Annotated in this window: 16 protein-coding genes; 11 read left to right on the forward strand and 5 right to left on the reverse strand. The window is 73.0% G+C overall.

The genetic code is table 11. The features are described 5' to 3' along the window. Positions 1-28 precede the first annotated feature (28 nt). Both IEY30_RS00690 and IEY30_RS00695 read left to right on the forward strand, forming a co-directional pair. Positions 29-898 (forward strand): FAD:protein FMN transferase, encoded by an 870-nt coding sequence (locus tag IEY30_RS00690; RefSeq protein WP_081920291.1) that lies wholly within the window; start codon positions 29-31, stop codon positions 896-898. 415 nt (positions 899-1,313) lie between these two features. After that, entirely contained in the window at positions 1,314-1,721 is a 408-nt protein-coding gene (locus IEY30_RS00695; RefSeq protein ID WP_030146588.1) for a hypothetical protein, read from the forward strand. Between the two features lie 71 nt (positions 1,722-1,792). Here IEY30_RS00695 and IEY30_RS00700 read toward each other — a convergent pair whose 3' ends face one another. Both IEY30_RS00700 and IEY30_RS00705 read right to left on the reverse strand, forming a co-directional pair. After that, positions 1,793-2,590, reverse strand: coding sequence for a response regulator transcription factor (locus tag IEY30_RS00700; RefSeq protein WP_030146587.1), 798 nt, complete (start codon positions 2,588-2,590; stop codon positions 1,793-1,795). A 64-nt stretch (positions 2,591-2,654) separates the two neighbouring features. After that, positions 2,655-4,646: a thioredoxin domain-containing protein gene (locus IEY30_RS00705; RefSeq protein WP_030146586.1), complete on the reverse strand. Its 1,992-nt coding sequence runs from the start codon at positions 4,644-4,646 to the stop codon at positions 2,655-2,657. Between the two features lie 90 nt (positions 4,647-4,736). Between IEY30_RS00705 and IEY30_RS00710 the strand changes: the two genes are divergently transcribed. Continuing rightward, a complete protein-coding gene (locus tag IEY30_RS00710; protein ID WP_081920290.1) occupies positions 4,737-5,372 on the forward strand; it encodes a hypothetical protein in 636 nt (211 codons plus the stop codon). Here the strand turns inward: IEY30_RS00710 and IEY30_RS00715 are convergent. The 3 genes from IEY30_RS00715 to IEY30_RS00725 all read right to left on the reverse strand — a co-directional run bounded on the left by IEY30_RS00715 (position 5,348) and on the right by IEY30_RS00725 (position 8,898). Then, positions 5,348-6,781, reverse strand: coding sequence for an MATE family efflux transporter (locus IEY30_RS00715; protein ID WP_229674772.1), 1,434 nt, complete (start codon positions 6,779-6,781; stop codon positions 5,348-5,350). The two genes, IEY30_RS00710 and IEY30_RS00715, sit on opposite strands and share 25 nt — an antisense overlap. A 114-nt stretch (positions 6,782-6,895) precedes the next feature. After that, positions 6,896-7,864 (reverse strand): aminoglycoside phosphotransferase family protein, encoded by a 969-nt coding sequence (locus tag IEY30_RS00720; RefSeq protein ID WP_030146583.1) that lies wholly within the window; start codon positions 7,862-7,864, stop codon positions 6,896-6,898. Beyond that, positions 7,861-8,898 (reverse strand): DUF4439 domain-containing protein, encoded by a 1,038-nt coding sequence (locus IEY30_RS00725; protein ID WP_156035065.1) that lies wholly within the window; start codon positions 8,896-8,898, stop codon positions 7,861-7,863. The genes IEY30_RS00720 and IEY30_RS00725 overlap by 4 nt, the downstream gene beginning before the upstream one ends. Positions 8,899-9,031: 133 nt before the next feature. On the opposite strand from IEY30_RS00725, the gene rimP reads away from it, so the two are divergent. The 8 genes from rimP to rodA all read left to right on the forward strand — a co-directional run bounded on the left by rimP (position 9,032) and on the right by rodA (position 18,061). After that, entirely contained in the window at positions 9,032-9,637 is a 606-nt protein-coding gene (gene rimP / locus IEY30_RS00730; RefSeq protein ID WP_030146581.1) for a ribosome maturation factor RimP, read from the forward strand. After that, entirely contained in the window at positions 9,637-10,692 is a 1,056-nt protein-coding gene (gene nusA / locus IEY30_RS00735) for a transcription termination factor NusA (RefSeq protein ID WP_043415654.1), read from the forward strand. The genes rimP and nusA overlap by 1 nt, the downstream gene beginning before the upstream one ends. A gap of 118 nt (positions 10,693-10,810) precedes the next feature. Further along, on the forward strand, positions 10,811-11,056 hold the full coding sequence (locus tag IEY30_RS00740; RefSeq protein WP_229674773.1) for a YlxR family protein: 246 nt from the start codon (positions 10,811-10,813) through the stop codon (positions 11,054-11,056). Positions 11,057-11,233: 177 nt separating this feature from the next. Further along, positions 11,234-14,170, forward strand: a complete 2,937-nt coding sequence (gene infB / locus IEY30_RS00745; RefSeq protein ID WP_030146578.1) for a translation initiation factor IF-2 — start codon at positions 11,234-11,236, stop codon at positions 14,168-14,170. Positions 14,171-14,365: 195 nt separating this feature from the next. Next, the gene (gene rbfA / locus IEY30_RS00750; protein ID WP_030146577.1) at positions 14,366-14,860 is read left to right on the forward strand and encodes a 30S ribosome-binding factor RbfA; all 495 of its coding nucleotides are present in this window, start codon (positions 14,366-14,368) and stop codon (positions 14,858-14,860) included. Then, positions 14,857-15,807: a tRNA pseudouridine(55) synthase TruB gene (gene truB / locus IEY30_RS00755; RefSeq protein ID WP_030146576.1), complete on the forward strand. Its 951-nt coding sequence runs from the start codon at positions 14,857-14,859 to the stop codon at positions 15,805-15,807. Before rbfA ends, truB begins: the two co-directional genes overlap by 4 nt. A gap of 56 nt (positions 15,808-15,863) precedes the next feature. After that, a complete protein-coding gene (locus IEY30_RS00760; RefSeq protein ID WP_188960082.1) occupies positions 15,864-16,835 on the forward strand; it encodes a bifunctional riboflavin kinase/FAD synthetase in 972 nt (323 codons plus the stop codon). Further along, on the forward strand, positions 16,799-18,061 hold the full coding sequence (rodA, locus tag IEY30_RS00765; protein ID WP_229674774.1) for a rod shape-determining protein RodA: 1,263 nt from the start codon (positions 16,799-16,801) through the stop codon (positions 18,059-18,061). Before IEY30_RS00760 ends, rodA begins: the two co-directional genes overlap by 37 nt. The last annotated feature ends 127 nt before the right edge of the window (positions 18,062-18,188 follow it).

An 18,188-nucleotide genomic window follows, 5' to 3' on the forward strand; every position in this document is an offset into this window, starting at 1 on the left:
CTTGAGACAGGCGACCGAGGAGCCCACCATGAGCCGACCCGCGACCCCCAGCCAGCCCGTCCCCTCCACCAAGCCCGTCCTGCCGCTCCAGCCCCTGGAGCCCGTGCAGGGCATACGTCCCCCGCTGCCCGCGCAACCGGGCGCGGCTCCCGCGCCGGCCCGGCGCGCCTGGGTGGAGCAGATCATGGGGATGCCGATCTCGATCCACCTGCGCGGCGACGACGTCGACCGGCCCGAGGCGCAGCAGGCCGTCGCGGAGGCCTTCCGGATCCTGCGCGAGATGGACTCGATCTTCTCGACCTACCGCGACGACTCCGACCTCATGCGCCTGCGCCGTGAGGAGGTCCAGGTGTCGCAGTGCAGCCCGCTCGTCGAGGAGGCGCTGCGCATCGGGCAGGAGGCCGAGGTCGTGACGAAGGGAGCGTTCACGACGCTCCTGCCCACGGGTGACGGCGACCTCGCCTTCGACCCGACCGGCCTCGTCAAGGGGTGGGCCGTCGACCGCGCCTCGGTGCCGATGCGGTCGCTCGAGCGGATCTCCTTCTGCATCAACGCCGGTGGGGACATCCTCATCGGCGCCCACCCCGACATGCCTACGACCGGGCCAGATGCGATCGTGTGGCGCGTCGGTGTCGAGGACCCGCTCGACCGGCAGCGGATCGCGAGCACCCTGACCCTCGCGCGGGGAGCGGTGGCGACGTCCGGGACCGCGGCGCGGGGAGCGCACCTCTACGACCCGCACTCGCGCGAGCTCGTCGGGCGCCTGGGGTCGGTGACCGTCACGGGGCCCACTCTGCTGTGGGCCGACATCTGGGCGACAGCGCTCTTCGTCGGCTCGGAGCGCACGAGCGAGGCCTTCGCCACGAGCGCCACGGACTACCTCTCCACCGCCCTCTGAGTCCGAGGCGCAAGGACAAAAGGAGCACGGCGTAGCGAAGCGGAACGGGCTTGCGAGTTTCTTGCGCAAACCATGCGTGCGACGGGCTTCGGCCCTTGCAGTTGGCCCGGCAGAGTCGTCTCTGTCAGCAGGAGCGGTCGGGGGACCGCCGGCTGACACAGAGACCTTCGGGCGAGTGCCCGCCGATCCGGGGAGAGGAGCGCCATGACCGCCACCACCGACACTGACCCTGCAGTGAAGGAGCGCGGCCCCGGCGCCCGCCCCGGACGGCGGGCCCACTCGAGGACTCCGTGGGGGGGAGGTAGCAGGAACGGGGCGGGCCACCTGGTGGGAGGCCGGCCCGCCCCGATCCAGCTCGTCGCAGGGCGTCCGCGCCGCGAGAGCTCCCCCGCCCGAGGCGTCATCGGCGCCGAACGTGGCCGCTGAGCTGCTCGTGGGCCCGGTCTGTCCCGGACTCACGGCAGAGGAGCTCGACCCGGGCGCGCTGACGCGCCTCGCCTCGGAGCTGGAGAGCGAAGAGCTCGCCCGTTCCATCGCACAGACCTACCTGCGGATGCTCGAGGCGCGACTGACACGCGCCGCCACCGCTCTGGACCGCCGCGACGAGGTCGCCGCCATGGACGTCCTGCTGAGCCTTCGCGTCTCCTCGGCCACCGTCGGACTCGTCCGGCTCGAGTCGGCCGTCCGGTGCGTCATCGACGCCGTGCGCCGCGGCGAGCACGATCTGGCGCGCGAGCGCGGTGCCTCGATGCTCGCTCTCGCGACGGGAGCGCGCCAAGCGCTGTGCGAGCACCTCGACGGAGCCGTCGAGAGCCCGGTCTGACCGGTCCATCAGTCTGACGTGTTCCGCCCCGTCCGCCGCTCCAAGGGCGCCGGGCCCGGCCCGCCCGGACGTCAGAAGGCGTCGGGCTCCTCCATGCGGTAGCCCACGCCGCGGACGGTCCGGATCGGGGCGCGCGTGCCGTCCGGGCCCAGGCGGCTGAGCTTGCGGCGCAGGTTGCCGACGTGCACCTCGACGAGGTGCTCCTCCGACCATCCCGGCCCCCAGAGGCTGTCGAGCAGCACCGCACGCGACCACACCCGGCGCGGAGCGCTGAGCAGGGTCGTGAGCAGGTCGAACTCGGTGCGCGTGAGGTCGACCTCCTGCTCGTCGACCGTGACGACGCGACCCTCCGGGTCGACCGCGATGCGGCCGTGGCGCACGAGCGGGTGCTCCGCGTCGACGCTCGACTCCGCCGCTCGGGGCGCACCCTCCGTGGCAGGAGCCGGGACCGGGGCGACAGGGCCGGCTCCGTCGGCGGCGCCGTTGGACCCTCCCGTGCGGGGACGGCGGAACATGGCGTTGACGCGGGCCTGGAGCTCGCGAGGGCTGAACGGCTTGGTGAGGTAGTCGTCGGCGCCGATCTCGAGGCCCATGAGGCGGTCGATCTCGTCGGTGCGCGCACTGATCATGACGACGTAGGCCTGGCTCACGTCGCGGACCCGGCGGCACACCTCGATGCCGTCGAGGTCCGGGAGCCCGAGGTCGAGGGTGACGAGGTCGGGGTCCGTGGCGACGACGAGCTCGAGACCGGCCTGCCCGGACGACGCGGTGGACACCGCGAAGCCCTGCATCGTCAGGCTGTGCGTGATGAGCTCACGGATGTCGTCGTCGTCCTCGACGACGACTGCGGTGCGTGCGGAGCCCATCATGCGGCGATTCTTGCAGAATGCACGGGTTTGGCCGAACAGATCCGCAAGATGGGCGGTTCGCGCCTCACCCGTCGGCCGATGGCCGGCCGGCCCGCAGCTGCTCGACGAGCACCTCGGGGTCCGTCGTCGGCAGCTCGCACACCATGTGACGACAGACGTATGCCGCCGGGTGGCCGTCCACGAGCGGGCGTCCGGCGAGGAGCGGGACCCCCGGCGCATCCGACGCGCCGCGGACGACGACGAGTCCCGGGCTGGGGGAGCGCCGCGCCACCCGCTCGAGGGCGTCGGCGTCAGCCCCGGAGCCGACGACCGCGACCTGCAACGGACCCGAGACGAGTGCCTCCGCGACGGCGAGGGACCAGCCGCCGAAGCGGGGCTCGCGGACCGCCAGGCCGAGCCCGGCGGCGGTCGCCCGGGCGCCGGCGTCGAGGGCCTCGGGGTCCCCGGTCACTGCGCCCAGGGTCACGAGCGCCCCCGCGAGAGAGGACTGCCCCGCCGGCTCCGCGTTGTCGGCAGCACTGCGTGGACGCAGGTAGAGGGGCTCGGCGGCGCGGGCCGTGTCGTGGAAGCCGCCGTCGTCGGCGGCGAAGTCCTCGGCCAGCTGTAGCACCTGGCGGGCCGCGTCGAGCCAGCGGCCGTCGCCGGTGACCTGGTGGAGCGCCAGCAGTCCTTCAGCGAGGTTGCCGTGGTCGTCCGCCACGGCCCGGGCCGCGCCGACGCGACCGTCGCGGGAGGCGCGTCGCAGCTCGCCGTCGACGACGTGGACGTCGAGCACGTGCGCGGCGCAGGCGGAGGCAGCCCGCACCCAGTCCGCCCGGTCGAACGCGGCACCGGCATCGGCGAGCGCACCGATCGCGAGGCCGTTCCACGAGGTGACGACCTTGTCGTCGCGCCCGGGCTGCGGCCGTGCGGCCCTGGCCGTCAGGAGGCGGGAGCGGACGTCGTCGAACCAGCCGCGGTCGCCGGGCTCGGACCTGAGCTGCAGGGTCGACATGCCGTGCTCGAAGGTGCCCTCCGGCGTGACGCCGAACAGCTCTGCCGCACGGGGCCCGTCGTCGCCGAGGACGTCGGCGAGCTGCGTGGGCGTCCACGCATACGTCAGCCCCTCGACGCCGTCGGCGTCGGCGTCGAGCGACGAGGCGAAGCCGCCCCCGCCGGTCGCGAGGTCGCGAAGGAGGAAGTCGACCGTCTCGAGGACGACCCGTCGGGCCAGGGGGGCGCCGGACACCTTCCACCACGTCGTGTAGGCGCGGAGCAGGAGGGCGTTGTCGTAGAGCATCTTCTCGAAGTGCGGCACGACCCAGCCGGCATCGACGGCGTAGCGCGCGAAGCCCCCGGCGAGCTGGTCGTAGAGGCCGCTGCGGGCCATTGCTTCAAGCGTGCGGGACGCCATCTCGAGGGACGAGGTCTCCCCGGTGCGAGCGTGGTGCCGGAGCAGGAACTCGAGGACCATCGACGGTGGGAACTTGGGGGCGCCCCCGAATCCGCCTGCCGTGCGGTCGAACTGCCGGGCCAGCAGGTCGACGGCGCCGGACAGCGCGCGGGGCTCGACGGCATACGGTCTCGGGGGCTGGAGGGCGTCGGCCAGGCTGGTCGCGATGTGCGTGCCCGACGCGCGCACCTCCTCCTCACGGGTGCGCCACGCCTCGTCGAGCGCGGTCAGGACGCGCAGGAAGTGGTCACGCGGGAAGTAGGTCCCGCAGAAGAACGGCTCTCCCTCGGGCGTGAGGAAGACCGTCATGGGCCACCCGCCGTGGCCCGTGGTCGCGGTCACCGCGGACATGTAGACGGCATCGATGTCGGGTCGCTCCTCGCGGTCGACCTTGACCGACACGAAGCGCTCGTTGAGCGCCGCGGCCACCGCCTCGTCCTCGAACGACTCGTGCGCCATGACGTGGCACCAGTGGCAGGCGGCGTAGCCGACGGACAGCAGGACGGGCACGTTGCGCGCGCGGGCCTCGGCGAAGGCCTCCTCGCCCCACTCCTGCCAGTCCACCGGGTTGTCCCGGTGCTGCAGCAGGTACGGGCTGGTGGCGGCTCCGAGGCGGTTGGGCATGGATCCACTCTCGCGCACGCCGGCCGGAGACGGACGACTGGTGCGTCACAACCGGGCGCCGACCATACCCCCCGGGGTTAGGTTCGTCGTATGGCAGGACGTGCTCGCAACCGGGGTCGGCGTCGTGGCTGGGCGACCGCGCTCGCAGCCGGCGTGGTGCTCGCCGGGTGCTCGACGACCACCGTGTCGATGACCCCCGGCAGTGGCATGGGCAGTGTTATGGGTGGCGGCATGAACGGTCTGCGCGCGACGCCGACCCCGGGCGCGCACCTGGCGGCGCCGCTGTCGTGCGCCGCCCCCACCGACCTGGCCGCGGAACGCGTCATGGTGACCCTCGTCGACATGGGGATGTCGCGGATGATGGGCGGGGTGGCCCCGATGGGCTCGCACATGCTGCTCAGCGCAGCGCCCACGACGGTCCGCACCGGTCGGGTCAGCATCGTGGTGGACAACACCGGATGGCGCACCCACGAGCTCGTCGTCCTGCCGCTGGCCCCCGGGGCCGAGGCGGGTCAGCGCGTCGTCCGGTCCGACGGCACGGTGGACGAGGCCGGGAGCCTGGGGGAGGCGTCGGCCTCGTGCGCGGCCGGCGAGGGCGACGGCATCACGTCGGGCAGCGTCGGCTGGGTCACGCTCACCCTGCCGCCCGGCCACTACGAGCTGGTCTGCAACCTGCAGAACCACTACGCGAGCGGCATGCGTCAGGAGCTCGTCGTCACGTCCTGAGGCTGTGCGGGGCTGGCCGGTCGCGCCGCCTTGGCGACGAGCACGTCCCAGCGCACCCGCTTGGCGCGCCAGGTGAAGATCGCGAGCTTGGCCAGCTCCTCGAGGATGCGCGCGACGAAGATCCCGACGTAGCCGAGCGGAGTGTGCAGCCCGAGGACCACGGCGAGCGGCAGCCCGATGGCGAAGGCACCGACGACGTCGCCCATGATGACGCCGCGCACGTCGTTCGCGCTGGGGAGCACGCCCGCGCCGACGATCATGTTGCGCACCTTGACCACCTGGAAGGCGGCGTTGATGAGGATGCCGACGCCGGCCATCGTGCGCACGTCGCGACCGGCCTCGCCGAAGAGGACGTCGAGGAGCAGCACCGACACCGCGAAGAGCACGCCGAAGACGACGGCCGTCCCGATGCCGGCGCGCGTCAGGCGGCGCACCCAGGCCATCGCGTCGGCGACGTCCCCGCGCCCGACCGAACGACCCACGAGGGTCGTCGTGGCGCTCATCAGGCCGATGCTGCCGACGACGAAGACGCCCTCGAGGGTCGTGACGATCTGGGCGGCGGCGAGCGCCTCGTCGCCGAGCTGCTGGAAGACGACGTTGTAGAGGAACGTCCCGACGGTCCAGAACAGCTCGGTGACGCCGAGCGGCAGGGCCAGGACGAACAGCGGCACGATGACGGCCCGCCACTGGCGGAGGCTGTCGGGCAGGCTCCAGCCCACGACGCCGTGGCGACCGTAGGTCATCCACAGCAGGATGAGGGCCTTGGCGACGGCGGTGACGAGGGTGGCCCAGCCGGCGCCCGCGACGCCGAGCGAGGGCAGCGGGCCGAGGCCGACGACGAGGGAGTACGCGATCACCGAGTTGGCGACGACCGTGACCATCGTCGCGATCATCGGGCTCGTCGGCCGTCCGGCCGAGCGCAGCACGCCCGACAGGATCGCGCTCAGCATGACGGGCAGCGTCGCGAGGACGGTGAGCCGGAAGTAGTCGGTGCCCGCTGCGGCGACCGAGGGCGACGCGCCGACGAGACCCATGAGGTGGTCGGCGAAGAACCACGGCACGAGCGAGACGACGACACCGAGACCGACGGCCACGAGCAGCGCCGCCGTCACGGTGTGGTCGAGGGCGTCACGCCGCCCAGCGCCGTGCGCACGGGCCACGAGGATGCTCACCGACGTCCCGAGGCAGCCGAGCGTCACGGCGAGGATGAAGGTCAGGCTGTTGGAGAAGCCGACGGCCGCGATGGCCGTGGCGCCGAGGCTGCCCACGACGATCTGGTTGACGAAGTTCAGCACCAGCATGAGGACGAACTCCATGCTCACCGGCACGGCGATGCGCGCGATCTCGCGGGCCGGCGTCGGCGGGGCCGCGCGACGGTCGCGGGAGGTGGGCATGGCAAGGCGAGGCATGCGAGTGCCTTTCGACAACGAAGGGGGGAGCGCGACACAGGCTACGGCGTCCGACCGTCGGAGTCGAAACGATTTGATCCGACCCGTCGCGCACGGTCGCGACGGGCCCCGACGTCAGTCGTTCATCGCCTTGATGATCGTCACCGCGAGGCTGATCCGGTCGTGCGCCCACGCGTCGTCGGCCGGGCTCGCGGCGAGCCCCTCGGCGGCGTCGAGGGCGTTGTCGGCCTCTCGGACGATGGTCCACGCCCGGGCGCGTCCCTCGTCGAGACCGGCCCGCTCGCAGATGATCTCGAGGCGTCGGCGCAGGGACCACCGCACCTCCGATCCCGTGCCGAGCTCGTCGGCGCGGTTCCACAGCGCGGGCGCCACCTCGAACGCGGGGTCGCCGGCCATCGGCTTGGGGTCGATGGCCACCCAGGGGGCGCGGTAGGCGGCGAGCACGTTCGTGTAGTGCAGGTCGGTGTGCAGCAGGCGGTCCTCGGACGGTGCGCGGTCGGTGAGCTCCTTGGCGAGTGCCGCCGCCTGGTCGAGGTAGCGACGCGGCAGCACCGCGGGTGCGGCGCGCAGCTCGTCGGCCTGACGGAGGGCGTATGCCGTGAGGCTGGGGACGCGTGGGTGTGGCGGTCGCCGCAGGACGCCGAGGAGGTCGCCGATGACCCCGCACGCCTCGTCGATGTCGACACGCGTCAGGTCTCGGGTGTGCAGCCGCTCGAGCAGCAACGCGAAGCGCGACGGATCGGCGCGCACGAGGCGCACGGCGCCGTGGCCGTTCCACGTCTGCAGGGCGAGATGCTCGGTAGCCGCCTCGCGGTGGGGCCAGGAGATCTTGAGGACCCCCTCGCCGCTGACCCCGACGACGTCACGTCCCGCGCCGAGGAGGCGCACCGGGATGGCGACGGCGCAGACGCCGCTCGAGCTGCGACCGATGGGCTCGAGCTCCCACTCGGCGAGCAGGTCGCGGATGAGACCGGGGAGCGCGTCGAGCCAGTCGTCACCCGACTCGTGCCCGTCGGGCTCGTAGGCGCTGACGGCATGGGCGAAGTGGGCGGGGATGAGGTCGTACATAGGGTCGTAGCTCATGCCGAGGCTCCCGGGAAGGCGGTCAGGGGCACGCGCCAGTCGACGGCGAGTGCCTGCAGGTGGGCGCTCCAGCGGGCCACGTCCTCGAGGGTGGCCGCGTCAGGGCGTGTCCCCATGAGCTCGGTCGAGGCGTCCAGCGCCGACGACAGCGTCTCGGTCGCGAGGCGGCGGGCGGCGTCCGGGCTGGTGACCGGATGGGGCAGGGCCCAGCCGGCGGGCGTCGTCGAGCTCGTGCCCGAGACGGCGATCTCGAGGCGGACGAGGGCCTCGAGGGTGTCCTCGGCCTGCTGCCGCTGGTCCCCGACGCTCTGGGCGGCGACGACCTCGAAGGCGTAGACGAGTGGCTGGGTGCGGGCGACCACGGCTGGCCGGGCGGTGCTGGGCGAGGCCAGCACGACCTCCCGGCCCAGCAGCACGGCGCCGGCCAGGCGCTCGGACCAGACGGCCGCCAGCAGGTCGCGGGTGCCGGCCGTCGCGGCGGCGAGCTCGGCCCAGTCGTCCCGGTCGAGCGAGTCGAGCAGCGCGGCCAGCTCCGCGCGGGTGCGCACGGGCGCACCGGCCTCGGGGGTCCCCGAGGTGGTGGGGCTGGCCGTGCTCCCGGGTGTGGGCGTGCCCGTCGGGGCTGCTGTCGGGGCTGCTGACGGGGACGCGCTCGGACCCCGCGCCACGGCTGCGGCAATGACGGCGGTCGGGACGCCCGCGTTGGTCAGGCGTCCGCGCAGGACCCGGAGCTGCTCGCGGCTCACCGTGCGCAGCTGCCGGACCAGGGCGCCGCCGGCCTCGCCCGCGAGGACGGACGTCTCCGCCGCGACGACGCGCGAGAGGTCGGCCACGGCATGCAGCAGGAGGGCCTCGTTGGGAGCGGGGCGCCGGGTCGGCACCGGCGGCGGAGGCGGCGGGACGTCGAGGCGAAGGCCCCGGTCGACGAGCACGGCGAGGGCGGCTGCGCCGGCTCCCAGCGCGAAGAGACGCCGAGGCGGACGACCCATGCCGTCCATCACCCGTGACCCGGGTCCACGGGTGTCGCCGTCCATGCCGAGATCTTCGCACGCGGCCGGCGGTCGGCGACGACGCCCCGGCGCCGATAGAGTGGAGGCCACGCGGCGTCCGTCGTGCCCTTCGGGGTGTCGGCGCCGGACATTCGAGAAGAGCAGGAGGCGTCGACTGATGAGCACGGCCCAGGAGATCAGAGCGACGCTCGAGCCGGTGCTCGCGCCCCTCGGGCTCGTCGTCGAGGACGTCTCCGTCTCGCCCGCCGGCAAGCGGCGGCTCGTGCGCGTGCTCGTCGACTCCGACATCGCCGACCTCGACGTCGCCGACACGACCAGCGCCGTCCCGCCGCTGTCGCTCGACGCCGTCGCCGACGCGACGAGGGCCGTGAGCGACGAGCTCGACGCGAGCGACGTCATGGGCGAGGCGCCCTACGTCCTCGAGGTGTCCTCGCCCGGCGTGGGCCGTGGCCTCACCTCGCGCGACCAGCTCCGGCGCCAGGTCGGCCGACTCGTCGAGGTCGCCCACCAGGGCGGCAGCGACACCGGCCGCCTCGTCGAGGTGGGCGCCGACTCGCTCACCCTCGAGGTCGCCGCGACGAAGAAGATGCCGGCGCGACGGCTGACCCTCGAGCTCGACACCGTGCACCGCGGCACCGTGCAGGTCGAGTTCAAGCGGTCCGACGCCGGCACCGACCCAGACCTCGGGACGGACGTCGAGACCGACGCCGACCCCGACACCGACGAATCGGACGAGACGTCCGCCCTGGAAGGGGACCACTGATGGACATCGATCTCGCAGCCCTGCGCGCCCTCGAACGGGAGCGCGACATCAGCCTCGACGTGCTCATCCCGGCCATCGAGCAGGCGCTGCTCGTGGCCTACCACCGCACCGACGGCAGCCAGCGCATCGCCCGCGTCGAGCTCGACCGCAAGACGGGCCACGTCATCGTGTGGGCCCGGGAGGAGGGCGAGCTGCTCCCCGTGACGGAGGAGGGCGAGCGCCCGCAGCGCGGCGAGCCCGGTCCGGAGTTCGACGACACGCCGGTGGGCTTCGGACGCATCGCCGCATCGACGGCCCGCCAGGTCATCGTCCAGCGACTGCGCGACCTCGAGGACGAGGCGATCCTCGGCGACTTCAAGGGCCGTGAGGGCGACGTCATCTCCGGCATCATCCAGCAGAGCCAGGACCCCCGGAACGTCCTCGTCGACTTCGGCACCGTCGAGGGGATCCTGCCGCTCGCCGAGCAGGTGCCGGGCGAGAAGTACGTCCACGGCGAGCGCCTGCGGTGCTTCGTCGTCAGCGTGAAGCGCGGCCCCAAGGGGCCCCAGGTGGGCCTCAGCCGCACCCACCCCAACCTCGTGCGCACCCTGTTCAAGTTCGAGGTGCCCGAGATCGCCGACGGCACCGTCGAGATCGCGGCGCTGGCCCGTGAGGCCGGGCACCGCACCAAGATCGCGGTCCACAGCAAGGTCGCCGGGGTCAACGCCAAGGGCGCCTGCATCGGCCCGATGGGGGCGCGCGTGCGCGCGGTCATGACCGAGCTGCGCGGTGAGAAGATCGACATCGTCGACTACGCGGACGACCCGGCCACCTTCGTGGCGGCCGCGCTGTCGCCGGCGCGGGTCCAGTCGGTCGAGATCGTCGACGCGGCGGCCCGCGCGGCACGCGTCGTCGTGCCGGACTACCAGCTCAGCCTGGCCATCGGCAAGGAGGGCCAGAACGCCCGCCTCGCGGCCAAGCTGACCGGGTGGCGCATCGACATCCGGCCCGACACCGAGGCCGGGGCCGCGTCCGGCCCCCGTGGCGGCGCCGGGACCACCCCTGACGACGTCTGAGCGGCCGGGAGGCGGCCCCCATGGAGCGGGCGGCCGCCCGGACGCGGTAGACTTGTCTGTGGCCGACCGGACTGGACTCCGTGCTGAGCCGTCCCGCACCTGTGTGGGATGTCGAGGAATGGATAGCTGGTCGGCCCTGCTGCGAGTGGTCGCGGTGACGGACGGAGACGCCGGAGGCAACCCCCCGGTCACGCTCCGCCCCGACCCTCGGCACCGGATGCCGGGACGCGGTGCATGGATGCACCCGACCCCCGACTGTTTCGAGCTGGCAGTGCGCCGCAAGGCGTTCGGACGTGCCCTGCGCCTGCAGGCCGCGGTCGACGTGAGCGCGGTGGCACGACACCTCGGAGTCCAGCACGAGTAGCACGCACTGGTGCTGCCCCTTGCGGGTTGCACCGGATCAGTCAGAGATCAGTCAACGAACCACAAGGCGGGTTGAAACGCTATGAGCACCCGATGAGTACTCAGCGATGAGCAAGCCCCAGCAATAACCCACGGTTCGGCCACTTCCTGTTCAGGCCGGACCAGGAACAGGAGAGATGTGGCTAAGGTCCGGGTCTACGAGCTCGCCAAGGAGCTCGGAGTCGAGAGCAAGACACTGCTCGCACACTTGAAGAGCCAGGGAGAGTTCGTCCGGTCGGCGTCGTCGACCATCGAGCCCCCCGTCGTCCGCAAGATCATCGAGACCTTCCCCAGGGAAGGCTCGTCAGGCGGCGACAACAAGCCGGCGGCCCCCAAGGCCGCCCCCAAGGGCGCGACTCCGTCCGCCCCCCAGAAGGCTGCTCCGGCAGCCCCCGCGCCGTCGGCCCCTGCGCCGGCTGGCCCCGCCGCAGCAGCGCCGTCGGCCCCCGCGCCGGCCGCTCCCGCGGCACCGGCGGCCCGCGCGGCGGCCCCGGCGCCCGCCAAGGCTGCTCCGGCACCTTCGGCTCCGGCACCCAAGGCTCCCGCCCCGGCGGCTCCGGCCCCGGCTGCTCCCGCAGCCCCGGCGGCGTCCGCTCCCGGTCGGGTGCAGTCCAGCCGTGACGGTGGTCAGCAGACCTCCGGCGTCCCGGCCTCCCCGCGTCCGGCTCCCCGTCCGGGTCAGCCGCGACCGGGCAACAACCCGTTCGCCCCGAGCCAGGGCATGGGCCAGACCCGCGCCCCGCGTCCCGGTGGCGACGCCGGCCCGCGTCCGGGCAACAACCCGTTCAGCCCCAGCCAGGGCATGCCGCGTCCGCAGCAGCGTCCCGGCGGCCAGGGCGGTCCCGGTGGACAGCGTCCCGGCGCTCCCGGTGGCGCTCCGCGTCCCGGCGCTGCCGCAGGCGGTCGTCCGGGCGGTGCTCCTGGTGGCGCGCCGCGTCCCGGTGGCCCGCGTCCGAGCCCCGGCATGATGCCGGAGCGCAGCACCGTCGGCCGTCCGGGTCAGCGCCCGGCCGGTGGCCCGGGCCGTGGTGGTCCCGGTGGTGGCGCAGGCCGTGGCGGCTTCGGTGGTGGCCCCGGTGGTGCCCCCGGTCGTCCCGGTGGCTTCGGTGGTCCCCGCGGTGGCGGCGGCGGTCGTGGCTCGACGGCAGGTGCCTTCGGTCGCGGTGGCGGTCGTCCGGTCCGAGGCCGCAAGTCCAAGCGCGCCAAGCGCCAGGAGTTCGAGCAGATGCAGGCGCCGAGCCTGGGTGGCGTCACCGTCCCCCGTGGCGACGGCAAGACGACCATCCGTGTCCGTCGTGGCTCCTCGCTGACCGACTTCGCCGACAAGATCAACGCCAACCCGGCATCGCTCGTCACCGTGCTCTTCCACCTCGGTGAGATGGCCACGGCGACGCAGTCCCTCGACGAGGACACCTTCAAGGTGCTCGGCGCCGAGCTCGGCTACGACATCCAGGTCGTCTCCCCGGAGGAGGAGGAGAAGGAGCTCTTCGACTCCTTCAACATCGACCTCGAGACCGGTATCGAGGGTGAGGACGACGAGGACCTCGAGGCCCGTCCGCCGGTCGTCACCGTCGTCGGCCACGTCGACCACGGCAAGACCCGCCTGCTCGACGCGATCCGCAACGAGGACGTCGTCGCCGGCGAGGCCGGTGGCATCACCCAGCACATCGGTGCCTACCAGGTCCACCGTGAGCACGAGGGCGTCGAGCGCGCGATCACCTTCATCGACACCCCCGGTCACGAGGCCTTCACGGCCATGCGTGCCCGTGGTGCCAAGGTGACCGACATCGCGATCCTCGTCGTGGCTGCGGACGACGGCGTCATGCCGCAGACCATCGAGGCGCTCAACCACATGCAGGCGGCCGACGTGCCGATCGTCGTGGCGGTCAACAAGATCGACGTCGAGGGTGCCAACCCGGCCAAGGTGCGTCAGCAGCTGACCGAGTACAACCTCGTCGCGGAGGAGTACGGCGGCGAGACGATGTTCGTCGACGTCTCGGCCCGCCAGGGTCAGAACATCGACGGTCTCCTCGAGGCGGTCCTCCTCACGGCGGACGCGGCCCTCGACCTCCGGGCCAACCCGGACAAGGAGGCTCGCGGCGTCGCGATCGAGGCCAACCTCGACCGTGGTCGCGGTGCCACGGCGACGGTGCTCGTCCAGACCGGAACCCTGCACGTCGGTGACTCCATCGTCGCCGGCTCGGCCCACGGTCGCGTCCGCGCCATGCTCGACGAGCACGGCCAGAACGTCGACGAGGCAGGCCCGTCCCGCCCGGTCCAGGTGCTCGGTCTCAGCTCGGTGCCGCGCGCCGGTGACACGTTCGTCGTGGCGCCGGACGACCGCACAGCCCGCCAGATCGCCGAGCGGCGTGAGGCAGCCGACCGTCAGGCCGTGCTCGCCAAGTCCCGCAAGCGCATCTCGCTCGAGGACCTCAACGAGGCCCTCGCCGCGGGCAAGGTCGAGACCCTCAACCTCATCCTCAAGGGTGACGTGTCGGGCTCGGTCGAGGCGCTCGAGGACGCGCTGCTCAAGATCGACGTCGGCGACGACGTGGACCTGCGCATCATCGACCGTGGGGTCGGCGCGATCACGATGAACAACATCAACCTCGCGATGGCCTCGAACGCCATCATCATCGGCTACAACGTTCGGGCCGAGGGCCAGAACGCCGACTACGCCGAGCGCGAGGGTGTCGAGATCCGCTACTACTCGGTGATCTACCAGGCCATCGACGAGGTCGAGGCGGCGCTCAAGGGCATGCTCAAGCCGGAGTTCGAGGAGGTCGAGCTCGGCACGGCGGAGATCCGCGAGATCTTCCGTTCGAGCAAGTTCGGCAACATCGCCGGCTCGATCGTGCGCAGCGGCGAGATCAAGCGTGGCTCCAAGGCCCGCATCACCCGCAACGGTGTCGTCGTGTCCGAGAACGTCGAGGTGGCCGGTCTGCGCCGCTTCAAGGACGACGTCACCGAGGTCCGCGACGGCTTCGAGTGCGGTATCAACCTCGGGTCGTACAACGACCTGCAGCTCGGTGACCTCATCGCCACCTACGAGATGCGTGAGAAGCCGCGAGCCTGAGCTCGCGACACGACCGACGGCGCCGGCCCCCACGGGGGTCGGCGCCGTCGCCGTCCGCTCGGCGCCACCCGGCCCGCGGACGCCCCGGGACGCAGCCGGGGAATGTGGGCCGTCCGCGGCCCGCTACTAGGGTGAACACCACGTCGGGCCGGCTCGACCGGTCCGACCGCACGTCACACGAAAGCAGAGGTAGTCATGGCTGACCCCGCCCGCGCCCGCAAGATCGCCGACCGGATCAAGGTCATCGTCGCCGAGTACCTCGAGTTCCGGCTCAAGGACGAACGACTCGGGTTCGTCACCATCACCGACGCCCGCGTCACGGGCGACCTCCAGCAGGCGTCGGTCTTCTACACCGTCTTCGGCAGCAACGAGGACCGCCAGGCCACGGCCGACGTCCTCGAGGCCAACAAGGGCCGCATCCGCTCCGCCGTCGGCAAGGGCATCGGCATCCGCCTGACGCCGTCGATCGAGTTCATCGCCGACGCGCTGCCCGAGGGCGCCGCGCACCTCGAGGACCTCGTGGCCCAGACGCGTGCCCGGGACGAGGAGCTCGCCCGCGCTGCGGCGAACGCCAAGCCCGCGGGAGACGCCGACCCGTACCGCAAGCCGGTCGACCGCTCCGAGGCCGAGGACACCGATGGCGACGACACCGTGGACGCCGAGGTGGACGCGGACGTCGACGCACGATGACCGACCGTTCGGGAGGCCTGCTCGTCGTCGACAAGCCGGCCGGCTGGACGAGCCATGACGTCGTGGCGCGTGCGCGCCGGCTCTGCGGCACCCGCAGGGTCGGCCACGCGGGCACGCTCGACCCCATGGCCACCGGCGTCCTCGTGCTCGGCGTCGACCGGGGCACCAAGCTGCTGACCTTCCTCGTCGGCTGCGACAAGTCGTATGCCGCGACGATCCGTCTCGGCATGGCGACCCTCACCGACGACGCCGAGGGAGAGACGACCGCGGCGCTGGGCGTCGACGACGTGCCGGCCCTCGAGGCCGCGCTGCCCGCCGCCGTCGCAGCGCTCACGGGCGACATCGAGCAGGTGCCGAGCGCCGTCAGCGCGATCAAGGTCAAGGGCGTGCGCAGCTACACCCGTGTGCGCCAGGGCGACACGGTCGAGCTGCCTGCGCGTCCGGTGACGGTGAGCCGCTTCGACGTGCTCGCGGTCCGCCCGGCCACGGCGACGCCCGAGGTCGGTCCGGCCATCGACGTCGTCGACGTCGAGGTCGAGGTCGACGTCTCGTCGGGCACCTACGTGCGAGCGCTCGCCCGCGACCTCGGCGCCGCGCTCGGCGTCGGGGGCCATCTGACGGCGCTGCGGCGCACGCGGGTGGGCCGGTTCGGGCTCGAGGACGCCATGTCGCTCGAGGCACTGACGGCCACGTCGGAGACCGACGGGCCGGACGGCATACCCCTGCTCCCGATCGCGGAGGCGGCCCGCGCGCAGCTGCCCGTGCACGAGGTCTCGGCCCAGGAGGCCGTCGCACTCGGCTACGGCCAGCGCATCCCGAGCGTCGTGGCCGGCTCCGACGCCGTAGCCGCGATCGACCCCGACGGACGCCTCGTCGCCGTTCTGGACGAGACCCGGGCCACGGCCCGGGCCAAGGTGGTCTTCGCCGCGTCCGGAGCGGGTGCCTGATGCCCGTACCCGAGCCGTCGGACGGCCGCTCCGGCGTGGCCACTACAGTGGGCGCCGTGCAGCGCTGGTACGGACTCGACGACATCCCGGCCGACCTCGGGGCCACCGTCGTCACCCTCGGCAACTTCGACGGGGTGCACCGCGGGCACCGAGAGGTTCTGACGCGCGTCGTGCGCGAGGCCGCCGACCGTGACGCGCTGCCGGTCGCCGTGACCTTCGAGCCGCACCCCATCGCCGTGCTCTACCCCGACCGTGCGCCGGCGGCCGTCATGTCGCTCGAGCAGCGTCTTGACGCGCTCGAGTCGGTCGGCCTCGCCGCGGTGCTCGTCATCGAGTTCACCCGCGAGTTCGCCCAGCAGACGCCCGAGGAGTTCGTCCGCGGCACGTTCGTCGACGCGCTCGGGGCGTGCGCGGTCGTCGTCGGCAAGGACACCCGCTTCGGGGTGCGCAACTCCGGCGACGTCGACACCCTGCGCGAGCTCGGCGGAGCGCACGGCTTCGAGGTCGTCGCGCTCGACGACATCGGCGAGGGCGCGACCGAGGGCGCCCGCTGGAGCTCGACGCAGCTGCGCGCCGAGCTGCTCGGCGGCAACGTCGACCACGCGGCCCAGATCCTGGGGCGCCCCCACCGCGTCACGGGTGCGGTCGTCCACGGCGACCACCGCGGCCGCGAGCTCGGCTACCCCACGGCGAACCTCTCCCAGGACCACGAGGGCCTCGTGCCCGCCGACGGGGTGTATGCCGGGTGGCTCGTCCGTCTCGACCTCGACGAGAGTGCCCCCGACCGGACGCTCCCGGCCGCGGTGTCGGTCGGGACCAACCCGACGTTCGACGGTCACCAGCGGCGCGTCGAGGCCTACGTCCTCGACCGCACCGACCTCGACCTCTACGGGGAGCGCGTCGCCGTCGAGTTCGTCTCGCACCTGCGGCCCACGTTGCGGTTCGAGTCGATCGACATGCTCGTCGAGCAGATGGCGCAGGACGTGGCGCGGTGTCGCGAGATCCTCTCGGCGATCGTCCCGTCGTAGGGACCCTCCCGCGTCCCGCGCGCGGCGGGTCGCGGACCGGTGCCCGGTGGGTGCCCGGGTCGGGCCGTCGAGCCGGGCCGAGGTGGCAGCAGGTCGACCTCGGCCTGTTCATCGGGGCCCTCGGCCTCTCGGTCGTCGGTGTCGTGCTCGTGTGGTCGGCGACGCGGGCCTCGTCCGGTGGCAGCGCCGCGCTCAAGCAGCTCGTCGCCCTCGGGGTCGGGATCGCGTGCGCGGCCGTCGTCGCACGCCTCGACGTGCGCTCGGTACGCGCGCTCGCGCCCGTCGTCTACGTGCTGGCCGTCCTGGGCCTCGCCGCCGTCGTGTCCCCGCTGGGGTCGACCGTCAACGGCTCACGGTCGTGGATCCGGCTGCCCGGTGGCATGACCCTGCAGCCCTCGGAGCTGATGAAGGTCGCCCTGGCCGTCGGTCTGGCCATGCTGCTCGCGGAGCGCGCCGAGCGGGGGCTGCGCCAGCGGCACCGCGACGTCGTCCTCGCGTGGGTCGTGGCCGGCATACCGGTGCTCCTCGTCCTGGCCCAGCCCGACCTCGGTTCCGCCCTGGTGCTCGTCGCGATGTCCGTCGTCATCATCGCGGCCGCGGGCGCGCCGTGGCTGTGGACCGTCGCGGTGCTCGTCGCGGGGGCCGGCGCCGTCGCCGCCGCGTTCCTGACCCCGCTGCTCTCGGGCTACCAGCGCAACCGGCTGCGGGCCTTCCTCGACCCCTCCCTCGACCCGCAGGGCATCGGCTACCAGACGCGCCAGGTCCGGGTCGCGATCGGGTCCGGCGGCCTCGGCGGGCAGGGCCTGTTCGAGGGCCGGCAGACCCAGGGCGGTTTCATCCCCTTCCAGGAGACCGACTTCGTCTTCTCGGTCGCGGGGGAGGAGCTGGGCTTCCTGGGGGCCGCGGGTCTCGTGGTGCTCATCGGCTTCATCGTCGTGCGCTGCGTCGTCGTCGCGCGCCGGGCAGACGCGTTCGGGCGGCTCGTCGCCATCGGGGTGGCCGTGTGGCTCGGTGTCCAAGCCTTTGAGAACATCGGGATGAATCTCGGTCTCATGCCGGTGACCGGCCTGCCGCTGCCGTTCGTCTCGAGCGGCGGGTCCTCGCTCATCGCGTCGTGGGTCGCCATCGGCCTCGTCGGCAACGTGGCGGCGGCGTCCGTGCGGCACCGCGGTCCGGCAGGCCCGGCGGGCGTCGGCGCCGGTGGGCCGTCCCGCGCGACGCGGTAGGGACGCGGTAGGACGGCGGGTCCCGGCCGCGGGGTTACCCGGCGGTCACGTTTCGGTGAGGAACGTCGACAATGCGTGACTGACGCGTCGAATCTTGACATCATCCCGGCATGGCGGGCGCCCGCAG

The sequence above is a fragment of the Terrabacter tumescens genome (genome assembly GCF_014646815.1).
Classification (GTDB): domain Bacteria; phylum Actinomycetota; class Actinomycetes; order Actinomycetales; family Dermatophilaceae; genus Terrabacter; species Terrabacter tumescens.